We start from the raw sequence: 17992 nt of genomic DNA, 5'->3' as shown, positions 1-17992 counted from the left end.
AATCTTTCCAAAATTGAAAATCTACTCAAATGTAGCTATTTATGTATCTGATTGCTATCCTTAGGAGCTTGCTCTCTGCTATTTAGTCCATAATCACGTAAAATATGACCTACCCTTATTCTATAATCTAAAAAAATATGATTTCTCCCTTTTGCCTGTCCAATACGATGTTGTTCCAGGTTTCTCCACGCTTCAATTGCTTGTTCATCACGCCAAAATGAAAGAGATAGTACTTTTTCGGGATTTTGCAGACTACTAAAGCGTTCAATAGAAATAAATCCGTCTATTTGATACAATAGAGGCTTAAGTTCCGCTGCAACATCAAGATAATTTTGCTTTTTACCGTCCTGGATTTGAACTTCAAAAATTACTGCAATCATAATTACTTTATCATTTGTCTAAATGTGAGATTGATACGTGGCGTTTTAACTTTCTTAGTGGTCGCTACCCGATGCACCCAGTGCTGTTGCATTTCTCCACGCATTTCCAATAAATCGCCATGGTTTAACATAAATGCTTGTTGATATTTAGTTTCTCTATGTTTTACCACAAATTTTCGGGTTGCACCAAATGAAAGTGATGCAATAGATCCATTCGATAATAGATCTTTTTCATCATCGCTATGCCATGACATTCCTTCTTCTCCATTGTGATATAAATTCAACAAACATGAATTATAGGTGACTCCGGTTTTCTTTTCAACTAGAACTTTAAGTTCTTTCAATATTGAATTCCAAACCAAAGCTTTACGATGAATTTTGGAATACGTGTACTCATAAGGTTGATCGGCATACCATGCGACTTTACGTTTGGTTATAATATGTTTTCCATAGATAATGGCTTCATCATTTTTCCATTCTAAACTATGCATCAGTTCATTAAAAAATACATCGGATTGCTGCATAGTAAAGATATTCCCCCAGTAATACACTTCTCCATGATATGGCAGCCAATTCTTATTAGAATCAATCGTTTCAGGAAATAAATCCATCTTTAGTTCTTTCTTTTGAAACAGTCCAAAGTATGATCGTTGACCATTCCAATAGACTGCATATATGAATACATAATAACCGGACCAACGAATGACATTCCGCGCTTTTTTAAATCTTTAGAAAGTACTTTTGCAATCTCATCCGTTACTGGCACATCCTGTGCTGTAGAAAAATCATTGATCATAGGTTTATGATTTACATATCGCCATAAATACGCACTAAAACTACCATATTCTGCCTGTATTTGTTTAAAGACTTGCGCATTACGAATTGCAGATTTTATTTTTAGCTTATTTCGAATAATACCGGAATTATTTAAAAGTTTGGCTTCTTCTTTTGAACCATAATTCGCGACTTTGTCTATGTCAAAACCATCAAAAGCCTGTCTGTAGTTTTCTCGTCTTTTGAGAATCGTAATCCAGGAGAGTCCGGCCTGAGCACCTTCCAAAATCAGCATTTCAAACAAAGTATGGTCATCATACTTAGGTACACCCCATTCCTGATCATGATAGTTCTGATATATCGGGTCATTGGAACACCATTCACATCTCTTTATATTTTGTTTATTTTCCACTCCTTATACTTAACTCTTAAACAATGCCCACATGGTCTATATCCATTTTGTAAAGCGTCTCTTTCACTACTAAAAAACACTCGGTTTACCCTAAGCATTCTTTTTCCCGATGCGCAATTCAACAAACCATAAATCTTCAGTTTTTGATTTCCAGCAAATTGAATTTCTCTGGATTTAATTTTCCCGAGCATTTCAATTTTATGGATATCATTATGAAAAATCATGGTTCAATTGCGCAGCCTCCCAACCAATAATTGCCTTTTTACGAATAGGATTCCAGCGATAACCTCCAAATTTACCTGAAGACTGAATCACACGATGGCATGGAATCAAAAACGCTACGGGATTATTTCCTATGGCTGTACCCACCGCTCGTGAGGCATTAGGCTGATGAATCTTCTTTGCAATCACCCCGTATGTGGTAAGCTTTCCCTGAGGAATTGACAATAACGCTTCCCAAACCTTCAATTGGAAATCTGATCCTTTCAGATGGAGTTTTATCTCGTTGAGTTTACTCCAATCGTTTTGAAAGATGAATAAAGCATCTTGCTGCATTTTATCCGCTTTTTGAACAAATATTGCGTTAGGAAATTCCTTTTTTAACACATTCTTCCCCTCTTCTTGAGACATTATAAAAGACATAAAGCAAACCCCTTTTTGCGTAGCAGCTACCAAAATATCTCCAAATGGTGTTTCTGCAAAACTGTAATGAATAGTGAGCTTTTCCCCTCCATTTTTATATTCTCCAGGAGTCATCCCTTCAATATTTACAAATAAATCATGTAATCTTCCGGTTCCCGACAATCCTGTATCTAAAGCTGTATCAAATAAGGATTTACCAGATTGTTCCAATATGTTTTTAGCATAATTAACACTTAAGAACTGAATATATTTCTTAGGTGAAACACCTACCCATTCGGTAAAAATCCTTTGAAAGTGATATGGACTCAGGTTCATATGAGTCGCAATCTCTTCAAGAGATGGTTGTTCTTTAAAATGGTCATCTAAATACTGAATAGCATTTGCGACCTTATCATAGTAATATGTGCTATTCTCTTTCATATTCATATTTATTGTGATACAAATGTCCTTTATTTTAATCCAAGCCAAAACCCGAATCTTGCTAAGAATTTAAGCAAATTATTACATCTGGTTTTAGCCCTTTCATGTATTCATGCACTTTCTCAGTTATTTATGTGCATTGCTCATATTTTTTTGAGTACCCGAATCACATCCTCCACTTTTGAACTGAAATTAAGTTGTTGATATTAAGACATTACGTATGCGTATCCAGTATTAGTTTTTGTAGTTATTCACTCATATATAGTGTGTTAATGTCAGCTTGGAATATCCTCGATCTCATGGTTTTATAATTGGTGTGATTTACAATCCGGTTTTATGATAGGGGTTTAAAATATGAGTATTATGAGGGTATTCCATTTTGAAAACAATAATTTTAAAAGCACAAATCAAATCTCTGTACTATGAAAAACGAGAACAATTACCACGATTATGTAATTAAAGATGGCCAGTTTATTGGTGATTTTGAAAATATGTACCGAGATTGTCCTGATCCCTGGACGCAATCCACACAGCCCAATAAATACGCAAGAACTGCGGGGTTGATTCATATTAAAAACTTTGGAATCCAATCCGTATTGGAATGTGGTTGTGGTTTAGGGTATTATGCAGAATGGATGTATCGGGACACCGGAATTCTCCCTAAAAGTCTTGACTTGTCCACCGTAGCTATTGAAAAGGCTCAGGGTTTGTTTCCACATTTAGATTTTGAAGTAGCTGATATAGTAAAAGACCTTGTGAAATATCAAGATTATGATTGTGTTCTTTTAAGTGAGATTATCTGGTATATACTTCCAGATTTACAACAAATATTAGAGGTTTTAAAAACACATTTTAAGGGCAAGTACTTATTGGTTAACCAGATCTTTTACAAAGGACAACAAAAATATGGTGTAGAATATTTTACCTCTTTATCCGAATTTATTGAATACATCCCATTTGAAGAATTAGGTCATTGTGAAGCAACGCTCCAATCAGACTCTACTATAGAGTCCTCTGTGATTTTCAGAATCAATTAATTTAATGAAAGTCAATATTTTCAAATACACATTTGTCGTGTTCCTGGGTATACTTCCATTTGGAACAAAATCTCAATCAAACGAGTCGCTGGTTGAAATGCATAGATTGGCTAAACTAAATTCAAGAAGTTCTAATTACATCTCAACACCATTAAATGCACCGTTACATAACGAATCAAATACGTTATTTGAAGCCGGGATATATGCCAACTTAAAATTGATCAACAATTCACAAGATCCTAATAGTTTAAAATACAAATATGCTGACTTTGATTTCAATATGTTTTTGACTCTCAGAATGTATAATGAGTTTTCTTCCCCCATCTACCCATTGAATTATCAGCCAGGATTTAACTATATCAAGTTCTTTAAGCCCAACAAAAACACATACAGTTATCTGGATTTTGAGATCAAGCATTTATCTAATGGCCAGTCAGGTACATTTTATCGTCCAGAAACGGATTCATTTAATCTCGCTACCGGAGATTTTTCAACGAATTACTTAAGTGTTAAATACACCAGGATTCATAAAATAAAAGATTTTAGACTTTTTCAGACTTATGGTTTTAGAATAGATGGAGGCATCCCAAATTCTATACTTTCCTTAGAGAGTGAATTAAAACAATCTTATGGGATTTATAGACTCATGGCTGATTTCCAGGGAATCAGCCCCTCCTTCTCTATTCTAAAATCTGATAAACAGTTTCTCCTTATTGGTCGGATTGAAAACACCTATATTTTAGGCGACTTATCTGAATATCATAGCGAACAGAAATATAGATATAGCTTAAAAGCTAAACTCTCATTATATCCTGCAGAAGGTATCCGCTTTGGTGGCTTTATTCAGTATTATACAGGACGTGATTATTATAACGTTAGATTCATCAACAATATTAGTGTTCTGTCTTTGGGGCTCACCTTTAACCTTTAGTTCTTTACAATTGATGTAAAGCCTCCATAAGTTCCGATTTATGATTCCGACTCACTTGTAACTTCACATTACCCTGTAGTTGCACCATATTTCCTTCAATTGACTTAAAATGATCCAGATTTATCAGGTATGATTTATGAATCCGGATAAAACGATATGCGGATAAATCTTTTACAATCCCTTTCATTGTGCGCAAAACCATAAGCTTTTGATGTTTGGTGAATACGTATATATAATTCCAATCAGACTGCACGTATATGATCTCATCAATCAAAACTTTAATAAGCTTCTTATCTACTTTTAACATGATAAAATCAACCTGATCTGCCCTTTTAGGAGACTGCGCTAAGGTTTTTAGTTTAATCTGTTCAATGGCTTTTTGTGTCGCTTTAAAGAAACGTGAAAATTCAACTGGTTTTAATAAATAATCGGTAACGTTCAGCTCATATCCTTCCATCGCATATTCCGAATAAGCCGTAGTAAATATGACTTCAGCATTAATGGGTTTCAGCTTTAAGAACTCTACTCCTGTAATATTAGGCATTTGAATATCCAGATAGATCATCTGCACTTCATTCATTCGATCAAAATTGAAAAACTCCACGGGTGAAACAAATGAACCTAACCATTCCAATTGATCTACCTGTGAGATGTAGTTTTCCATCAATTTAGTAGTGTGTTCTTCATCTTCAATTACCACACATTTAATCTTTGTCTCACACATCTACTTTGATCTTTAGGTTTACAACAAAAACTTCATCTTTCGTAATATTCAGTTCAGCCCGGTCTTTGTAAATGAGTTCTAAACGCTTCTTAATGTTTTCCAAACCAATTCCATTATTATTCAGGATTTCCGGCTGTGTTTTGGTTGAAATAGAATTCTCTACCTTAAATTTAATGACATTACCAATCGTACTCATGTTGATATTCACCCAGGCATTTGAATCTGTGGTCACCTGACTATGTTTAAATGCATTTTCGATAAAGGGTAAGAATATTAAAGGTGCTACTGTCAATTCTTTTTTTACGCCACTATAATCAAATTTGATATCCTGTGTTTTCTTGATTTTAAACTTTTGGAAATCTACATAATATTCAATGTACTCAATTTCCTTATCCAATCGAATAAACGGTACATCCGTATCATAAATCACGTAACGCAGCATTTTAGATAATTGCATGATTTTATCAGGCGTACGATCATCTTTTAAATATGCGATTGAATATATGTTGCTTAAAGCATTGAACAGGAAATGCGGATTGAGTTGTTTTTTAAGCTCAGTAAGTTCAGATTCTTTATTTAACGCAATCAATTTAGATATAGCCAATTCATTTTCCTTGTTCTTTTTAAACAGGTAATGTGCCCAGCTAAACATCATGGAGATAGCCACAGGGAAAACTGGCATGAATTTCAGTAATATAACGGCTATGTAATGTTTCTTTTCTCTTTCTACGATTTCATGAGGATCTAATAATGAAATGTTAACCAAAAAAGAAGCTATATTCAATCCAATGAATAAAAAGACCAAGGAATATTTCTGTTTGTCATTTTTCTCAAGTTGTGCATAGAGTCGATTACTTACTCGAAATGCAATAACCAAAACAGATGTAGAAAATAATGCGCGACTAATTCTGATCCACAAATCCAGATGTAGATCCTTAGCCAAGTACAGTAGGAATAACAACAGTATTATTCCAATACCCAGACCATTTGTTTTAAAGAATTCTTTAGATATCATACACTATTCCATCCGAACTTTACGATTCAGATTACTTAAACATACGAATATCCTTTATATTACCTTTTAAACCCGATAATTTATGAGGATGTGTTGAAAATAACTGAGAATCGGTAAAACGAAACTTCTCAGTGCATTTTATAAGGATTCTGCAAGCTCTTTAATTTGTTTCAGCATTTGGCCCAACATCTGTTCGGTATGACATTGCCCGTCCGTATTTGCAAAACCTTGTTGTTCCCATTTAAACCAGACTTTACCACCTCCAAGATCTTCAATGAAGTAATTGACCAACGCATAATTCTCCGGTAAATCTTCTAAACCGGAAAAACCACTCCAGTAATTATATTTCAAAGTTTGGTTTTCAATATTGACCAACACATTCCCTTTATCCTGATATTGCTGACCATTATAAGCTCGCTGAAACAATATTTTGCTTCCTACGTTCCAATCTGTTGTAACTTCTGTTCCAAATAAATAAACTTTTACATATTCCGGATGAGTTAATACTTCCCATACCTTTTCGGGTGTAGTTTCAATTTCAATACCGCTAGATGCGATTAAATTCTTATCTATCATTTTTCTATTTTACCTGATCATATACATAACCGTTCATCTCAGCAAATTCTTCAACGGTTTCCATTCCCAATTTTTCTCTACGTTCATTCACATGAGCAACATCCTCTATAGGATATATTTTAAACGTTTTGGTTTCCTGATCGTAAAGGGATTGGGTGCCATAGATTTGATTTTTTTTATTTCGCATTAAAACCCGATCTTCTAAAAACGCTAAATGCCATCCTTGCGAATGACCCGCATCTACAGAAGCTCTTAATAATGGCAAATACTTTTCCTGAACTTCTAATGGCGCGTGCTGTATGATCAACCAAAGTGACTGATTGGCTTCTTCTCCAACCCGATCTATTCCCAACCAACCATACCGATCTATGATTTGAGCAATTTCTTTTTCATTAATACTGTCTTGTTGATGAATGAGTGACCAAAAGTATTTTTCTTCTTGTGACCCGGCACCGAACCTTTTAGTTACATCCGGTAATACAAATCTTAAAGTCTGGTCTTTAAGATTTAAATCCATAAGTTGTTGAATCAGAACACTATCCGAATCTATGGTATCAACTATTTGATTCTTATCTTCTATTTCCTGATCCGGACTTTGCTCCTCTAAAGAACAAGAAAACAGTGTTAAAATAATTCCTAAAATTAAGACACTAAGTTGTTTCATTCGTTTTTGAAATTTTGGTTGCTGTACGTAATGCAATATCCATTGTCCACCAATATTTTTTAGCGCTTAATGGCCATAGTTCGGATAAAACATCGAACTGACCATAATACACCCATTCCCATGAAGCATAGGTACGAATTAACATTCTTAAACGAATTCGATCCTTGATTCGTTTAATTTCTTCAATACTAAAACCGTGTGCTGTTAATCTGTTCTGAATTCGTTCCTGTTCTTCTTCCTCTAATTCAGTATCCAGAAACTCCTCACAAATTAATGCCCAGTGATCTTGAAAATCAGCTTCTTTTTCTTTTAGTACCGAAGACATAATATCTTCATTGCTCAAACCCTTTAAAAAGATAATTTCATTGTGCTTAATCTTTGCTGTGATCGGAATCGTATTTAATCTGATTTCTTCAATTTCATCAAATGGTAAATCTTTTCGGGATTTTAAGAAACCTTGCTTGAAATAATATCCTTTAGGAAAATAAATATGGTCGTGCTTAATTATACAGTATGTTTCTTCTCGTATGGCTTTTATCCTTTGTTCAGTCCATTGATCAAGTTTATTTTGGAACGTAAATACCAATGCCGCTGATAAGAACAATATAAACCCGATCATTCCTTCAGTTGAAAAGCCTTCTTTGTATAGAATTATACCGCTTAAAACAGTAAATACTAAACTCGCTATGATCAGGAATATTCTCATTTACTCAGGTTCTGGGAATATCAAAGATACGATGATTATCGTTTAGTTATAGGTGTTTTAAAACCAGAACAAGAGTCTTATTCAGATAAGTTTACCTAAAATGATCTGGTTTTTCCCCATTAGCTGCGGATTTTACTATTTCGGTAATTCTCTTCTTTCGGGTTTCGGGTCTTTTAGCAACCGTGACCCAATACAACATCCCTTTTCTGATGGTTTTTGATTGGCTCTCAAAAAACTCCATTGCCGATTTATGTTTATTTAATGCACATCTTAAATCCTCTGGTACAATTAAGTTCTCTACATCATCTAATAATGACCAGGTTCCATTTTCTTTGGCTATTTGAATACTGTCAAACCCTGCCTTCATCATTAATTTTTTATCGATGAGTTGGGCGACTTTATCCTTATTCACTTTTGACCAGGTACTACCTGGCTTTCTCTTAGTGAAATATTGCATATACCTTTCCTTGTCGATTGTCTTTTTAGTACTATCAATCCATCCAAAACAAAGCGCTTCATCCACAGCTTCACTCCAACTCAAAGATGGTTTGTTCGTTGATTGTCTGTAGTAAATAAGCCAAATTGATTGTTTTGATTGATGGTTTTCTTCTAACCATCTCCGCCAATCAGCCTGACTTTCAGGATAAAATGTTTCTATTTCTTTTTTTGACATCTTTACTAAGTTAACTCTCAATCTATTGCAAAGAAACTAATTGAGGTTGTTTTTTTAAGATGGTAAACTAAATGTTTCTATCTGACAAATTGTGTCAGGGGATTAAAGTTAATGTTTAATATGAATGCTGATATTTCAAATTGGCTTGCCTACGGTTTTCCTTTAAGAGCCAAATTCCGAATGAAAAGCGCGAAATTTTCAATTGTTATAGCTTTTTATGACTTTGTATCTCAAGGAATATGTTGCATTAAGAATTTAAAAAAACAATCGAAAACTAAATACTTTGATATTACTCTTTCAAGAATTCAATCGGATTACCTATGGTTTTCCTTTAAGGTCCGAATTCCGAAAGAAAAGCCTGCATCATTACATGATGCCTTCTTTTTTCATTTCAACCCCTCTATGAAGTAAACGTCAATCGGTACTGAAATGAAAAAAGCCCAACACATCGTGTTGAGCTTTTCATTCTTAGTGACCTCGGCAGGATTCAAACCTGCAACCGCCACAGCCGTAATGTGGAATTCTATTCAGTTGAACTACGAGGCCCTGTAAGCGGGCGCAAAGATAGGTTTATTAATTGTTTTAACGATGAAAAAAAGTAGAAAAAAGATGCTAATTTTTTCCGTTTTTGGCTTTCTGCCTCTTTTTGTACTGTTTAGCCAATTGTTTTCTTTCAGCTTTATCATTTTGATCGAACTCTTTCCAAAGTTTTTTATTCGCTTTTTTAAGGTCTTTTCTATAATTCTTAAGCCCTACGCTACTGGAAACTCCAGCCAATTCTATTCTTACCAAGTAGTTAATCCACCCCTTTCCAGTAATTCTTTGGAAATACAACGGCTGCCTTCTCTTAAACGGATGGTACTTGTTTTTTGACTTGATGATTGTATTGCCAATCATACTTCTCAGTTTGGTAGCAAAGCCCTTATTCTCATGCGTAATTTCATTCAAGAAAGTAAACTTAAAGTCATCATAGTATAGACCCATCTTCCCTCCAGCAATACTATCATTGCCAATAACACTCATATCCATTCGACTCACCATCCCACTGTTTATCGTAGCAGAATATACCGGCTCTACATAACGATTAATCATAGTTGCGTCAAAAGACCCCAACGTACTGGACATTTTAAAACTATTAATCGGACTCAGCATATTATATTCTAAGTACAATGTCAAATCAGATGTATCCAGAAAACGACTGTCCATGGTAATCATTAAAGTAGAGTCCTTCAGCAACATAGCAGTATCATTCGTCACGTTATTCGCTGTGATATTCATTTCAGTCAGCAATATACTTCCCGGTTTTCTTCCCTTCTCAGGAAACTCTTCATACGCAATTTTTGCACGTTCTACGATGATGCTATCCAAAGTAATTGGCATTTTCAACTGCTTAAATTTCTCGGGAATAATCGCTTTATACTGATATGGCGGTTCCGGAATACGCTTGTCTTTCAAAATGGCAACAGAAGGCTGTATCACATTTAATTCTCCACCTTTAACCTTTTGGTTGTAGATCAACCCCAAATAATCCAAATCTCGTGCTTTCAAGCTTTTTAAACTGATATTAAACACATCCTTTTGGTATCCTTTATGTAATGCGTATTCATAACGACCTACAGTAGGAACAAAACTCAGTCCTTTAAGCTCTAAATCTTTACTTTGGGTTGAAAATTGAAAACCATCCGCTCCCAACTCATACAGTCCTTCATCTACAGTAGTGTATATGTTTTCTACATCTACATGAATGTCATTCGTCCATAATACACGATTCGAATCTATCTGCTCTCCTGGAGTTACATGAAATGAATCGACCTCCAAATTAAAGTGATCCATCTCCAAAGGCGCGACAAAGTTATTGTTATGAATTCTCATTTGAACATCCATCTGGTTCATCGAGACATGGTGTACTTCTATTTGATTCACACCACCAAAATCATCCGGGATTTTAGTGGGTAATTGAAATGGCTTCTTTGACTGGTATTGTTTTCGATACCAATCTGCTTCTACCATTCCATGACTGGCAACAATCTGATCTATTTCGATCTTAGATTCTTTTAAATAGCCATATATATTAGGATTTTGAAAATCAATGAATGGTAAGTAAATACTTACTTGAGAATTCTCAATAACACCGTTCTGCTTCCAATTGTTATAATAAACACCATGAACTTTCAGGCTATTTGGCCTAAACTTATAACTAAGACTATCAATATGGTGGCAATATTCAAATCCCGGAATCTTATATTCTAACTGACTTAGATCCAATGAAAAGTCATTCGCCCATAGAAAACGATCTGGTGTCCAGTCCGACTCCTGAGAAATCATCCAATCCCAAGATCTTAAATTGAGTTTGTTGACGCTCACTTTTGTTTCATTTTGTAACATGGTGATTCGACCATTTTGTACATCAAAACTTTCCACTTCAATCGCAAAGACATCACCATTCATAAATGTGGTAGATAGACTTCTGGGTAACTCGAACTTTTCCGTACGCTTCTTTTTCTCCTTTGGCATGGTTAATCTGAACATCGGCTTATCTAAAACTACATCGCCCACATGCAATGTATCAGAATAGCGATTTTCAAACGTATGGAAATTCTCAATCGTAATCTTTGGTATAAAAGAAACCATACTCATTGCAGAATCCGAGATCTTCTTCCCAGGGATTGGGCGAACGGTAACTCCCGAAATCTCTAAAGTTGAATCATGTCTACGCTTTAGATCTTCAATAGTCAACATATGACTCTTCTCTGTAAATGGAATCATAACACGGTGTAAACCATAGGTAATAGAATCAGAAAGGAAACTGAGCTTACCATTCCTTAGCTTATCCTCTCTAGCTGATAATTTATGCGTTTGCAAAAAGCCATCTGAAAACTTAGCTACAGAAACACCCTTCCTCTGTAATAAAACATCTACATCGTGAATATCTACATTATCTAAATCAATAGATTCCAACGACACTAGAAAATCTACAAATGTTTGCGAAGAATCATTTTGGATAGAATCTACCGCCAAATGATTGATTTTGGCTTTTACATCGTGCATATGTAGTAAACTCAAATCAATTTTTTTGATTTTCTTCAGACGATGAAAATTAATCCCTTTTACTTCAAAAGTATTGGCTTCGATCTCGGCTAAAGTCTTTAATCTACTGCTATCCTTTACGATTGGCTTCACATCCAGATTCAATGCCAAAATATGCCCATTAACTGTATTGATTTTTACTTTTTTAGCATTTAATCCATGTTGTCCTTTAGCCAAATACAGGTGTACATCTCTTAAGTTTAAACGCGCATTTCTGGACCATAAAAAACGATCTTTACGAATGGATTCTTCATTCAATGCAAAATGATCTAACTGGATATCAAACTGTCCTATCTTGTGATTACTCAGCTTATTCTGCGATGTTAAAATCTGAACTTTTCCTTGCTCGATATTTACCTTTTTGATACGGTAATCTTTAAAGTCACCGTGGATAAAATCCGCAATATCAAAGGCTGAAATCTCATTTCGATTCCCCTTGTTAATGATTTGCAATTCAGGAGTTAATACCCAAACACTCTCTAGGTTTATTTTTTTATCCTTTATGATTTCCTGAGGATCAACCCCAGTCATTTTTAAAGCAGCAATCTTAACCTTTGTACGCTCGTTGTCCCCTCTTTTTTTACCCGTTAAAACCGCCTGATCAATCTCGAGTATACTATCATATGTTGAAAATGATAGCACATTTGCTTCTAATAAATTTCCTCCCGGCAAATCAAATGCAGGCTGATTAATAGATACTTCTAAACCGGAAAAATCTGGATAAAACTCCTTGGTATTAAGATCTCCCGAATCCAGCACAAAATCAGCAAAATCAAGATTTAAACCTGATATTTTTGCGGTATCATTTGGACCATATACAGCTCTCAACTGCGCATCATCTATATGAAAGGTATTTAAGTGAATTTCATCAAATATATCTAACAATACTTTTAATGCGCGGTTATCTACCTTCGGTTTGGCAGAAGGTTTAGGATCACGTAAATGCACACGTGCATCCAAATCAGGTGCTGACAACAAAATCGAATCAATATCCAGAATATTATCGACATAAGCTTTTGAAAAGTCCAACCCGGTAATTCCTACATATGGAACATGCAGGTCGTATTGATTAAAAGTTTGATAATTCTGCTGGCTCTCAGCATTTTGATTCGTGTCCAATACCGAATTATAAATCTCAATTGAATTGGTCGAAGTGGATAGATTTAAACTATCAAAATGTAAATGATGAAGCTGATCACCGATACTTAAGTTCTGGTCTTTAATCTTAAGTTCAATGGATTCAGTAAAAAATATATTGTTGTTTTTCGCTAAAGCGGTCGAATCAATGTGAATATTATTAATCCCAAGTGATAAATCATTTATGGAAAACTTTTTGGGTGTTCCGTTATAGTCCTGAACATAATCCATTTTGAGGTGATTCACCTCAAAATAATCCACTTGATAAGATTTAATAAATCCTTGAACTAACTTATATAAATTCCCTGTACGCCAACTAAATGTAACTCTTCTTTCAGGCTTTTTTTTCTGGATGATTTCAATCTCTGGACTTTCGATTTTTACCTGAACAATGTGCAGCGCTTTTTCAAAATAAATCCCTCTCAAATTTTCCAGTTGCACATCTACTTCATGCGCTCCAAAAGTGAAATCATTCACCTCACTTTGCTTCTCAGGATGGAGTGGTTCGTAAGTAAAATCTTTCAATTTTACCGAAATGGTAGACCAATCAAACTCTAAATCTTCATAAGAAATCGTATACTTTCCGTTTGATTTTTCTTCAACTTGCGCACGAATTACATCACCAACGATATATTCCGTCAGCCAACCAAAGCCAAAAACCGAAAGTATCAGAAACAGTAAGATAGCACCCCACTTCAAAAACTTTCTTTTTGAAGAAGGCTTACCTGACTCTACATCAGATGTTTGATCTAAATCTTTTTGCGATGATGAATCCAAACTGAATACGCAATCAAATTGTTAATAATTCCTTAATAAGAATTGCTAATATAGTCTAACAGAACCAATGGACGTATAAGAAAATTTATTATTACGAATATCCATTTTTTAATAACTTATCTCCAAAAACTTGAGACGTATTTTACGTTCAATTTCATATGATCATTCCGACTTAAAACAGCTCGAATTTGTGTTAAAATTCCTTCTCTCTCATTTCATTCGCTTAAAATATTGAGGGCTAAAATCAACAACAAATATCACTTTACATAAATAACCTTAAGTTACTTACCAATAAATGAATAACACTTCTTTCAAAATTATATTTGGCACCAATTTAGTGGTAAAAATGGCTATTTTACAATCGATATTTCACAAACCACTCTCTATATTCTCATACTAATCTCTTCTCCTAAAAAAAGGACCTAAATAACTTTTTAACAACTACACTTATTAAACATCTGCCCTACCCTATTGTATGATAATTTCATGTGCATTTTTTCACATTCAAACATCAAATATGGGTGTACATTCTATCTTGAAAATTGAGGTTATTAACAATTTCTCATAATTCGAACCTTCTATTACTTTACCTCTTTTCAAAATGATTATTAACCAATTAAATCAGGTGTTTACAGTAATTAAAATAAGTTGAATCCACGTCCGATTTGTGTGGATTAGTTTTTAGAATCAATCTAAATTTATAAAGAAAAACTCGTTTTAATTCTTTATTATTGACCGACAACTCCATATTAAATTTAACATCCATGAATTTTAAGACACTCTTGGTTGGATTTCTTTCCATCATTGCTCTAAACACGTACTCTCAGTCAAAACTCGTATATATGGCTTCTGGCGATGCTATTGAAAAGGGTAACAAAGCCCACGACAAAGAGAATTACAAATCAGCTTTGAAGTACTATGAACGTGTACACGAAGGTGATACGAATTATCATAGAGCACAGTATGAAATTGCATTAACCTATTATGCTATGGAAGATTATCAAAAATCAGTTGACCTATGTTTGAAAGAACTTAAAGAAGACAACTACAATGCTTTTGAATTTTATAACCTTCTTGGAAATGCTTATGATGAGATGGATCAGTCTGAAAAAGCTATTGAAACTTATACCGAAGCAATTGAGACATACTCCACTTATTACAGATTGTATTACAACCGTGCATTGACGTACGAAAAAATGGAAAAGTGGCAGGAAGCTGCTGACGACTACCAAAACTCAGTTCGTTTAAATCCATTCCATTATCAGTCGCATTATAAATTGGCAGAAATTGCTAAGGAAGAAGGAGAGTATACAAAAGCGATGTTATGTTACAACTCTTTCTTATTGATTAATGCAAGTGGAAACCTGGAGTTTTTAGCAGAATACAATGATTACTTAAATGATGCGTATGATTCATCTCCAAAGAACATTAAATTGTCAACAGATGATTACAGCACCATAGATGAAATTATTCTTTCTAAGGCTGCGTTAGATAAAAAGTATAAAACACCTAACAAGCTTACTCTACCTTTCGTAAAACAGAACTATTTGTTGTTTCAACAACTGCAAAGTCGTGAATTGGGAGATGGATTTTGGGATACTTACTATGTGCCTTTCTTCTTAAAAATCATGTCAAGTGACAAGTTCAATGACTATATCTATTACTCTCTTCAAAGCTCTACAGCTCCGGCTATTGTAAAAGTATTGACTAAAAACATCAAAAAAATCCAGGAATTCCCTGATTATGCTGGACCAATGTGGCAGGAAATGCACTCTGACCATACAGAAATGTTTGACGGGAAAGTTCAGGATGTACGTTATTTCTGGGCGGGTAGCTCTTCAGTAGAGGCTATTGGAAAAGTAAAAGATGGTGAGCCTGTTGGAAGATTCCATTACTACTACTCTTCTGGTAAGTTAAATGCTGTTGGACATTTTGATGATGAAGGAGAACGTGAAGGCTCATGGTTATACTACTATAGTAATGGTGCTAAATCAGGAGTAGAAATGTATAAGGAAGGAAATCTGGAAGGTTACGACTCTTCATTCTATAAAAATGGAACCTTAAAATCATTAGATTTCTATAAAGATGGTAAAGCCGAAGGTGAAGCCATCGCATACAACAACACAGGAACCCTTCAAAACAAGGTGACTTATACTAATGGTGAAATGACCGGTCCGGCCACATATTATTACCCAATTGGAATTCTTCGTTACGCGGTAAACTATGAAAATGAAGAATTGGAAGGTGAATTCAAAGAATTCTACGATGATGGCACGCTTTCTCAGGAAGTTAACTTCGAAAATGGGAAAAGATCAGGCAAAGCGTACGAATACTACAGAAATGGACAAAAAAGTGCGGAGCTAAACTACTTAAACGGTGAGTTAAACGGAATCATCAAAAAATGGTATCCGGATGGGACACTGGCTTCCGAAGGTGAATATAAAGATGGTATTGTGATCAACACACTGAAAGAATATAACCCTAATGGTTCTTTATCTTCTGAAGAAAACTTCGATGAAGACGGAAAGAAAAACGGAGAGTATAAAGAATATGATGATGAAGGTAATCTCAATATGGTATTGATCTTTAAAAAAGGTGATTTGGTTGCATACAAAATCTATCATAGAGATGGCACACTACTTAAAGAAGCTAAGAAAAAAGGTGGCGAGTTCTTATTTGAGAACTTCTACTCTGACGGCACGCAAAAAGCGGTTGGCGTATACCAACCAGGTGATATCGGGAAAAATGGAATCTGGAAATTCTATGATAAAAACGGTGTACTAAGTTCAGAATCATCTTATGCCAATGGAGAAATCAACGGAAAATCGAAATCCTTCTACTCCAACGGTAAAAAATATTCTACAACTAAATATGTAGACGGATTGGCAAACGGTTTATATGTACAATACTACAAACACGGACAAGTTGCGATGCAAGGAAACTACATTGATGACTTAGAAGAAGGTCAATGGATTTCTTATTTATCAGACGGTACAGTATCTTCTGAATTATTCTACATTAAAGGTGAGTTAAATGGCCCACAAAAATACTTCAACGTAGATGGCTCTCTGGACTTCATCGATTATTACAAAGATGGTGTAAATACAGCTTTTGAATTATTCGACACGACTGGTGCTTCTTATCAGAAAGTGACCATTACTCCTGATTCATCGTTATATGCCCCGGAATACTTTACAGGAGTTGCATTGCGTAAGTTCCATAGAAAAGCAAAAATCACTCATGGTCCATCTTCGTCTTACTATGGAAATGGTCAGATAAGTGTGAAAGGAAACTACTGGAATGGTAATGAAACCGGAGTTTGGGAAACATACTATTCCAATGGTCAGTTAAAGAGTAAAGGGAAATATATCCACGGAGACAAAGATGGTGATTGGATTTATTACCATGATAATGGCAAGAAATTACTAGAAGAAACATATGCATATGGTGATTTACATGGTAAAAGAGTTTGGTATCATGACAACGGTAAAAAAGATACCGAAAAGAACTTCGAACACGGTGTTGAAAACGGCTTAGCATATTATTATGATGGAAACGGTGTTTTACAACACATCCGTAAGTATTTCTATGGTAAGATTGTATCTTATTCCTACAATGGTAAAGACGGAAAACCTGTGGAAATGATTCCCATCACGAATGAAACTTGTGAGTGTAAATCATATTTCCCAAATGGTAAAGTATCACGTGAGTTCACTATGAAAAATGGAAATTTCTATGGCACATACAAAGCTTATTATGAAAATGGTAAAGAATTTGAAGTGACACCTTATGAAGCTGATGTGATTCAGGGAACCAAATATACGTATTGGGATAATGGTAAGGTTAAAACAGAAACTCCTTACACTGATGATGATGTTCAGGGAACTATGAAATACTACAGGAAAGACGGAACTTTAGAGAAAACAGAAACGTACGTTTTGGACAACCTTCATGGTTTAACAAAGTTTTACAACACCGCTGGAAAAGTGACCAAAACTTTGGAGTACTTTGACGGTGCGTTAATATCAAAATAAATA

General features: G+C 34.8%; 15 protein-coding genes and 1 tRNA gene. 3 read left to right on the top strand and 13 right to left on the bottom strand.

The genetic code is table 11. From position 1 onward, the window contains the following. Window positions 1-35: 35 nt before the first annotated feature. The 5 genes from KFE94_16995 to KFE94_16975 are packed head-to-tail and all read right to left on the bottom strand — an operon-like array spanning window position 36 to window position 2634. Window positions 36-380, bottom strand: a complete 345-nt coding sequence (locus KFE94_16995; protein ID UTW66325.1) for an antibiotic biosynthesis monooxygenase — start codon at window positions 378-380, stop codon at window positions 36-38. A 2-nt stretch (window positions 381-382) separates the two neighbouring features. After that, window positions 383-991, bottom strand: coding sequence for an alpha-ketoglutarate-dependent dioxygenase AlkB (locus KFE94_16990; protein ID UTW66324.1), 609 nt, complete (start codon window positions 989-991; stop codon window positions 383-385). Between the two features lie 2 nt (window positions 992-993). Then, complete coding sequence (locus KFE94_16985) at window positions 994-1566, bottom strand: DNA-3-methyladenine glycosylase I (GenBank protein ID UTW66323.1); 573 nt, start codon at window positions 1564-1566, stop codon at window positions 994-996. Further along, a complete protein-coding gene (locus KFE94_16980; GenBank protein ID UTW66322.1) occupies window positions 1545-1790 on the bottom strand; it encodes a metal-binding protein in 246 nt (81 codons plus the stop codon). The genes KFE94_16985 and KFE94_16980 overlap by 22 nt, the downstream gene beginning before the upstream one ends. Continuing rightward, window positions 1777-2634, bottom strand: coding sequence for a methylated-DNA--[protein]-cysteine S-methyltransferase (locus KFE94_16975; GenBank protein ID UTW66321.1), 858 nt, complete (start codon window positions 2632-2634; stop codon window positions 1777-1779). The genes KFE94_16980 and KFE94_16975 overlap by 14 nt, the downstream gene beginning before the upstream one ends. A gap of 416 nt (window positions 2635-3050) precedes the next feature. Between KFE94_16975 and KFE94_16970 the strand changes: the two genes are divergently transcribed. After that, the gene (locus KFE94_16970; GenBank protein UTW66320.1) at window positions 3051-3665 is read left to right on the top strand and encodes a class I SAM-dependent methyltransferase; all 615 of its coding nucleotides are present in this window, start codon (window positions 3051-3053) and stop codon (window positions 3663-3665) included. A 4-nt stretch (window positions 3666-3669) separates the two neighbouring features. Beyond that, window positions 3670-4596: a hypothetical protein gene (locus KFE94_16965; protein UTW66319.1), complete on the top strand. Its 927-nt coding sequence runs from the start codon at window positions 3670-3672 to the stop codon at window positions 4594-4596. Between the two features lie 4 nt (window positions 4597-4600). Here the strand turns inward: KFE94_16965 and KFE94_16960 are convergent, their stop codons facing one another. The 8 genes from KFE94_16960 to KFE94_16925 all read right to left on the bottom strand — a co-directional run bounded on the left by KFE94_16960 (window position 4601) and on the right by KFE94_16925 (window position 13955). After that, window positions 4601-5320, bottom strand: coding sequence for a response regulator transcription factor (locus tag KFE94_16960; GenBank protein ID UTW66318.1), 720 nt, complete (start codon window positions 5318-5320; stop codon window positions 4601-4603). Beyond that, on the bottom strand, window positions 5313-6335 hold the full coding sequence (locus KFE94_16955) for a histidine kinase (protein ID UTW66317.1): 1023 nt from the start codon (window positions 6333-6335) through the stop codon (window positions 5313-5315). Before KFE94_16955 ends, KFE94_16960 begins: the two co-directional genes overlap by 8 nt. A gap of 138 nt (window positions 6336-6473) precedes the next feature. After that, window positions 6474-6911 carry an SRPBCC domain-containing protein gene (locus KFE94_16950; GenBank protein UTW66316.1) on the bottom strand — a complete coding sequence of 146 codons (438 nt, stop codon included), beginning with the start codon at window positions 6909-6911 and terminating at the stop codon, window positions 6474-6476. A gap of 4 nt (window positions 6912-6915) precedes the next feature. After that, complete coding sequence (locus KFE94_16945) at window positions 6916-7575, bottom strand: hypothetical protein (protein UTW66315.1); 660 nt, start codon at window positions 7573-7575, stop codon at window positions 6916-6918. Beyond that, entirely contained in the window at window positions 7562-8281 is a 720-nt protein-coding gene (locus KFE94_16940) for a hypothetical protein (protein UTW66314.1), read from the bottom strand. Before KFE94_16940 ends, KFE94_16945 begins: the two co-directional genes overlap by 14 nt. A gap of 91 nt (window positions 8282-8372) precedes the next feature. Beyond that, on the bottom strand, window positions 8373-8954 hold the full coding sequence (locus tag KFE94_16935) for a YdeI/OmpD-associated family protein (protein UTW66313.1): 582 nt from the start codon (window positions 8952-8954) through the stop codon (window positions 8373-8375). 472 nt (window positions 8955-9426) lie between these two features. Beyond that, a tRNA-Arg gene (locus tag KFE94_16930) sits at window positions 9427-9500 on the bottom strand. A 66-nt stretch (window positions 9501-9566) separates the two neighbouring features. Next, the gene (locus tag KFE94_16925; GenBank protein ID UTW66312.1) at window positions 9567-13955 is read right to left on the bottom strand and encodes a hypothetical protein; all 4389 of its coding nucleotides are present in this window, start codon (window positions 13953-13955) and stop codon (window positions 9567-9569) included. 764 nt (window positions 13956-14719) lie between these two features. Between KFE94_16925 and KFE94_16920 the strand changes: the two genes are divergently transcribed. Then, window positions 14720-17989: a tetratricopeptide repeat protein gene (locus tag KFE94_16920; protein ID UTW66311.1), complete on the top strand. Its 3270-nt coding sequence runs from the start codon at window positions 14720-14722 to the stop codon at window positions 17987-17989. Window positions 17990-17992: the final 3 nt, after the last annotated feature.

The sequence above is a fragment of the bacterium SCSIO 12643 genome (genome assembly GCA_024398135.1).
Classification (GTDB): Bacteria; Bacteroidota; Bacteroidia; order Flavobacteriales_G; family Salibacteraceae; genus CAJXZP01.
Note: the sequence above shows the minus strand (reverse complement) of the source record. Positions and strands in the feature narration are given on the sequence as shown.

Bases quoted from the DNA above. Each gene is read 5' to 3' on its own strand.
- KFE94_16995 (UTW66325.1), bottom strand. From the start codon at position 380: ATGATTGCAGTAATTTTTGAAGTTCAAATCCAGGACGGTAAAAAGCAA.
- KFE94_16990 (UTW66324.1), bottom strand. From the start codon at position 991: ATGGATTTATTTCCTGAAACGATTGATTCTAATAAGAATTGGCTGCCA.
- KFE94_16980 (UTW66322.1), bottom strand. From the start codon at position 1,790: ATGATTTTTCATAATGATATCCATAAAATTGAAATGCTCGGGAAAATT.
- KFE94_16975 (UTW66321.1), bottom strand. From the start codon at position 2,634: ATGAATATGAAAGAGAATAGCACATATTACTATGATAAGGTCGCAAAT.
- KFE94_16970 (UTW66320.1), top strand. From the start codon at position 3,051: ATGAAAAACGAGAACAATTACCACGATTATGTAATTAAAGATGGCCAG.
- KFE94_16965 (UTW66319.1), top strand. From the start codon at position 3,670: ATGAAAGTCAATATTTTCAAATACACATTTGTCGTGTTCCTGGGTATA.
- KFE94_16960 (UTW66318.1), bottom strand. From the start codon at position 5,320: ATGTGTGAGACAAAGATTAAATGTGTGGTAATTGAAGATGAAGAACAC.
- KFE94_16955 (UTW66317.1), bottom strand. From the start codon at position 6,335: ATGATATCTAAAGAATTCTTTAAAACAAATGGTCTGGGTATTGGAATA.
- KFE94_16950 (UTW66316.1), bottom strand. From the start codon at position 6,911: ATGATAGATAAGAATTTAATCGCATCTAGCGGTATTGAAATTGAAACT.
- KFE94_16945 (UTW66315.1), bottom strand. From the start codon at position 7,575: ATGAAACAACTTAGTGTCTTAATTTTAGGAATTATTTTAACACTGTTT.
- KFE94_16940 (UTW66314.1), bottom strand. From the start codon at position 8,281: ATGAGAATATTCCTGATCATAGCGAGTTTAGTATTTACTGTTTTAAGC.
- KFE94_16935 (UTW66313.1), bottom strand. From the start codon at position 8,954: ATGTCAAAAAAAGAAATAGAAACATTTTATCCTGAAAGTCAGGCTGAT.
- KFE94_16920 (UTW66311.1), top strand. From the start codon at position 14,720: ATGAATTTTAAGACACTCTTGGTTGGATTTCTTTCCATCATTGCTCTA.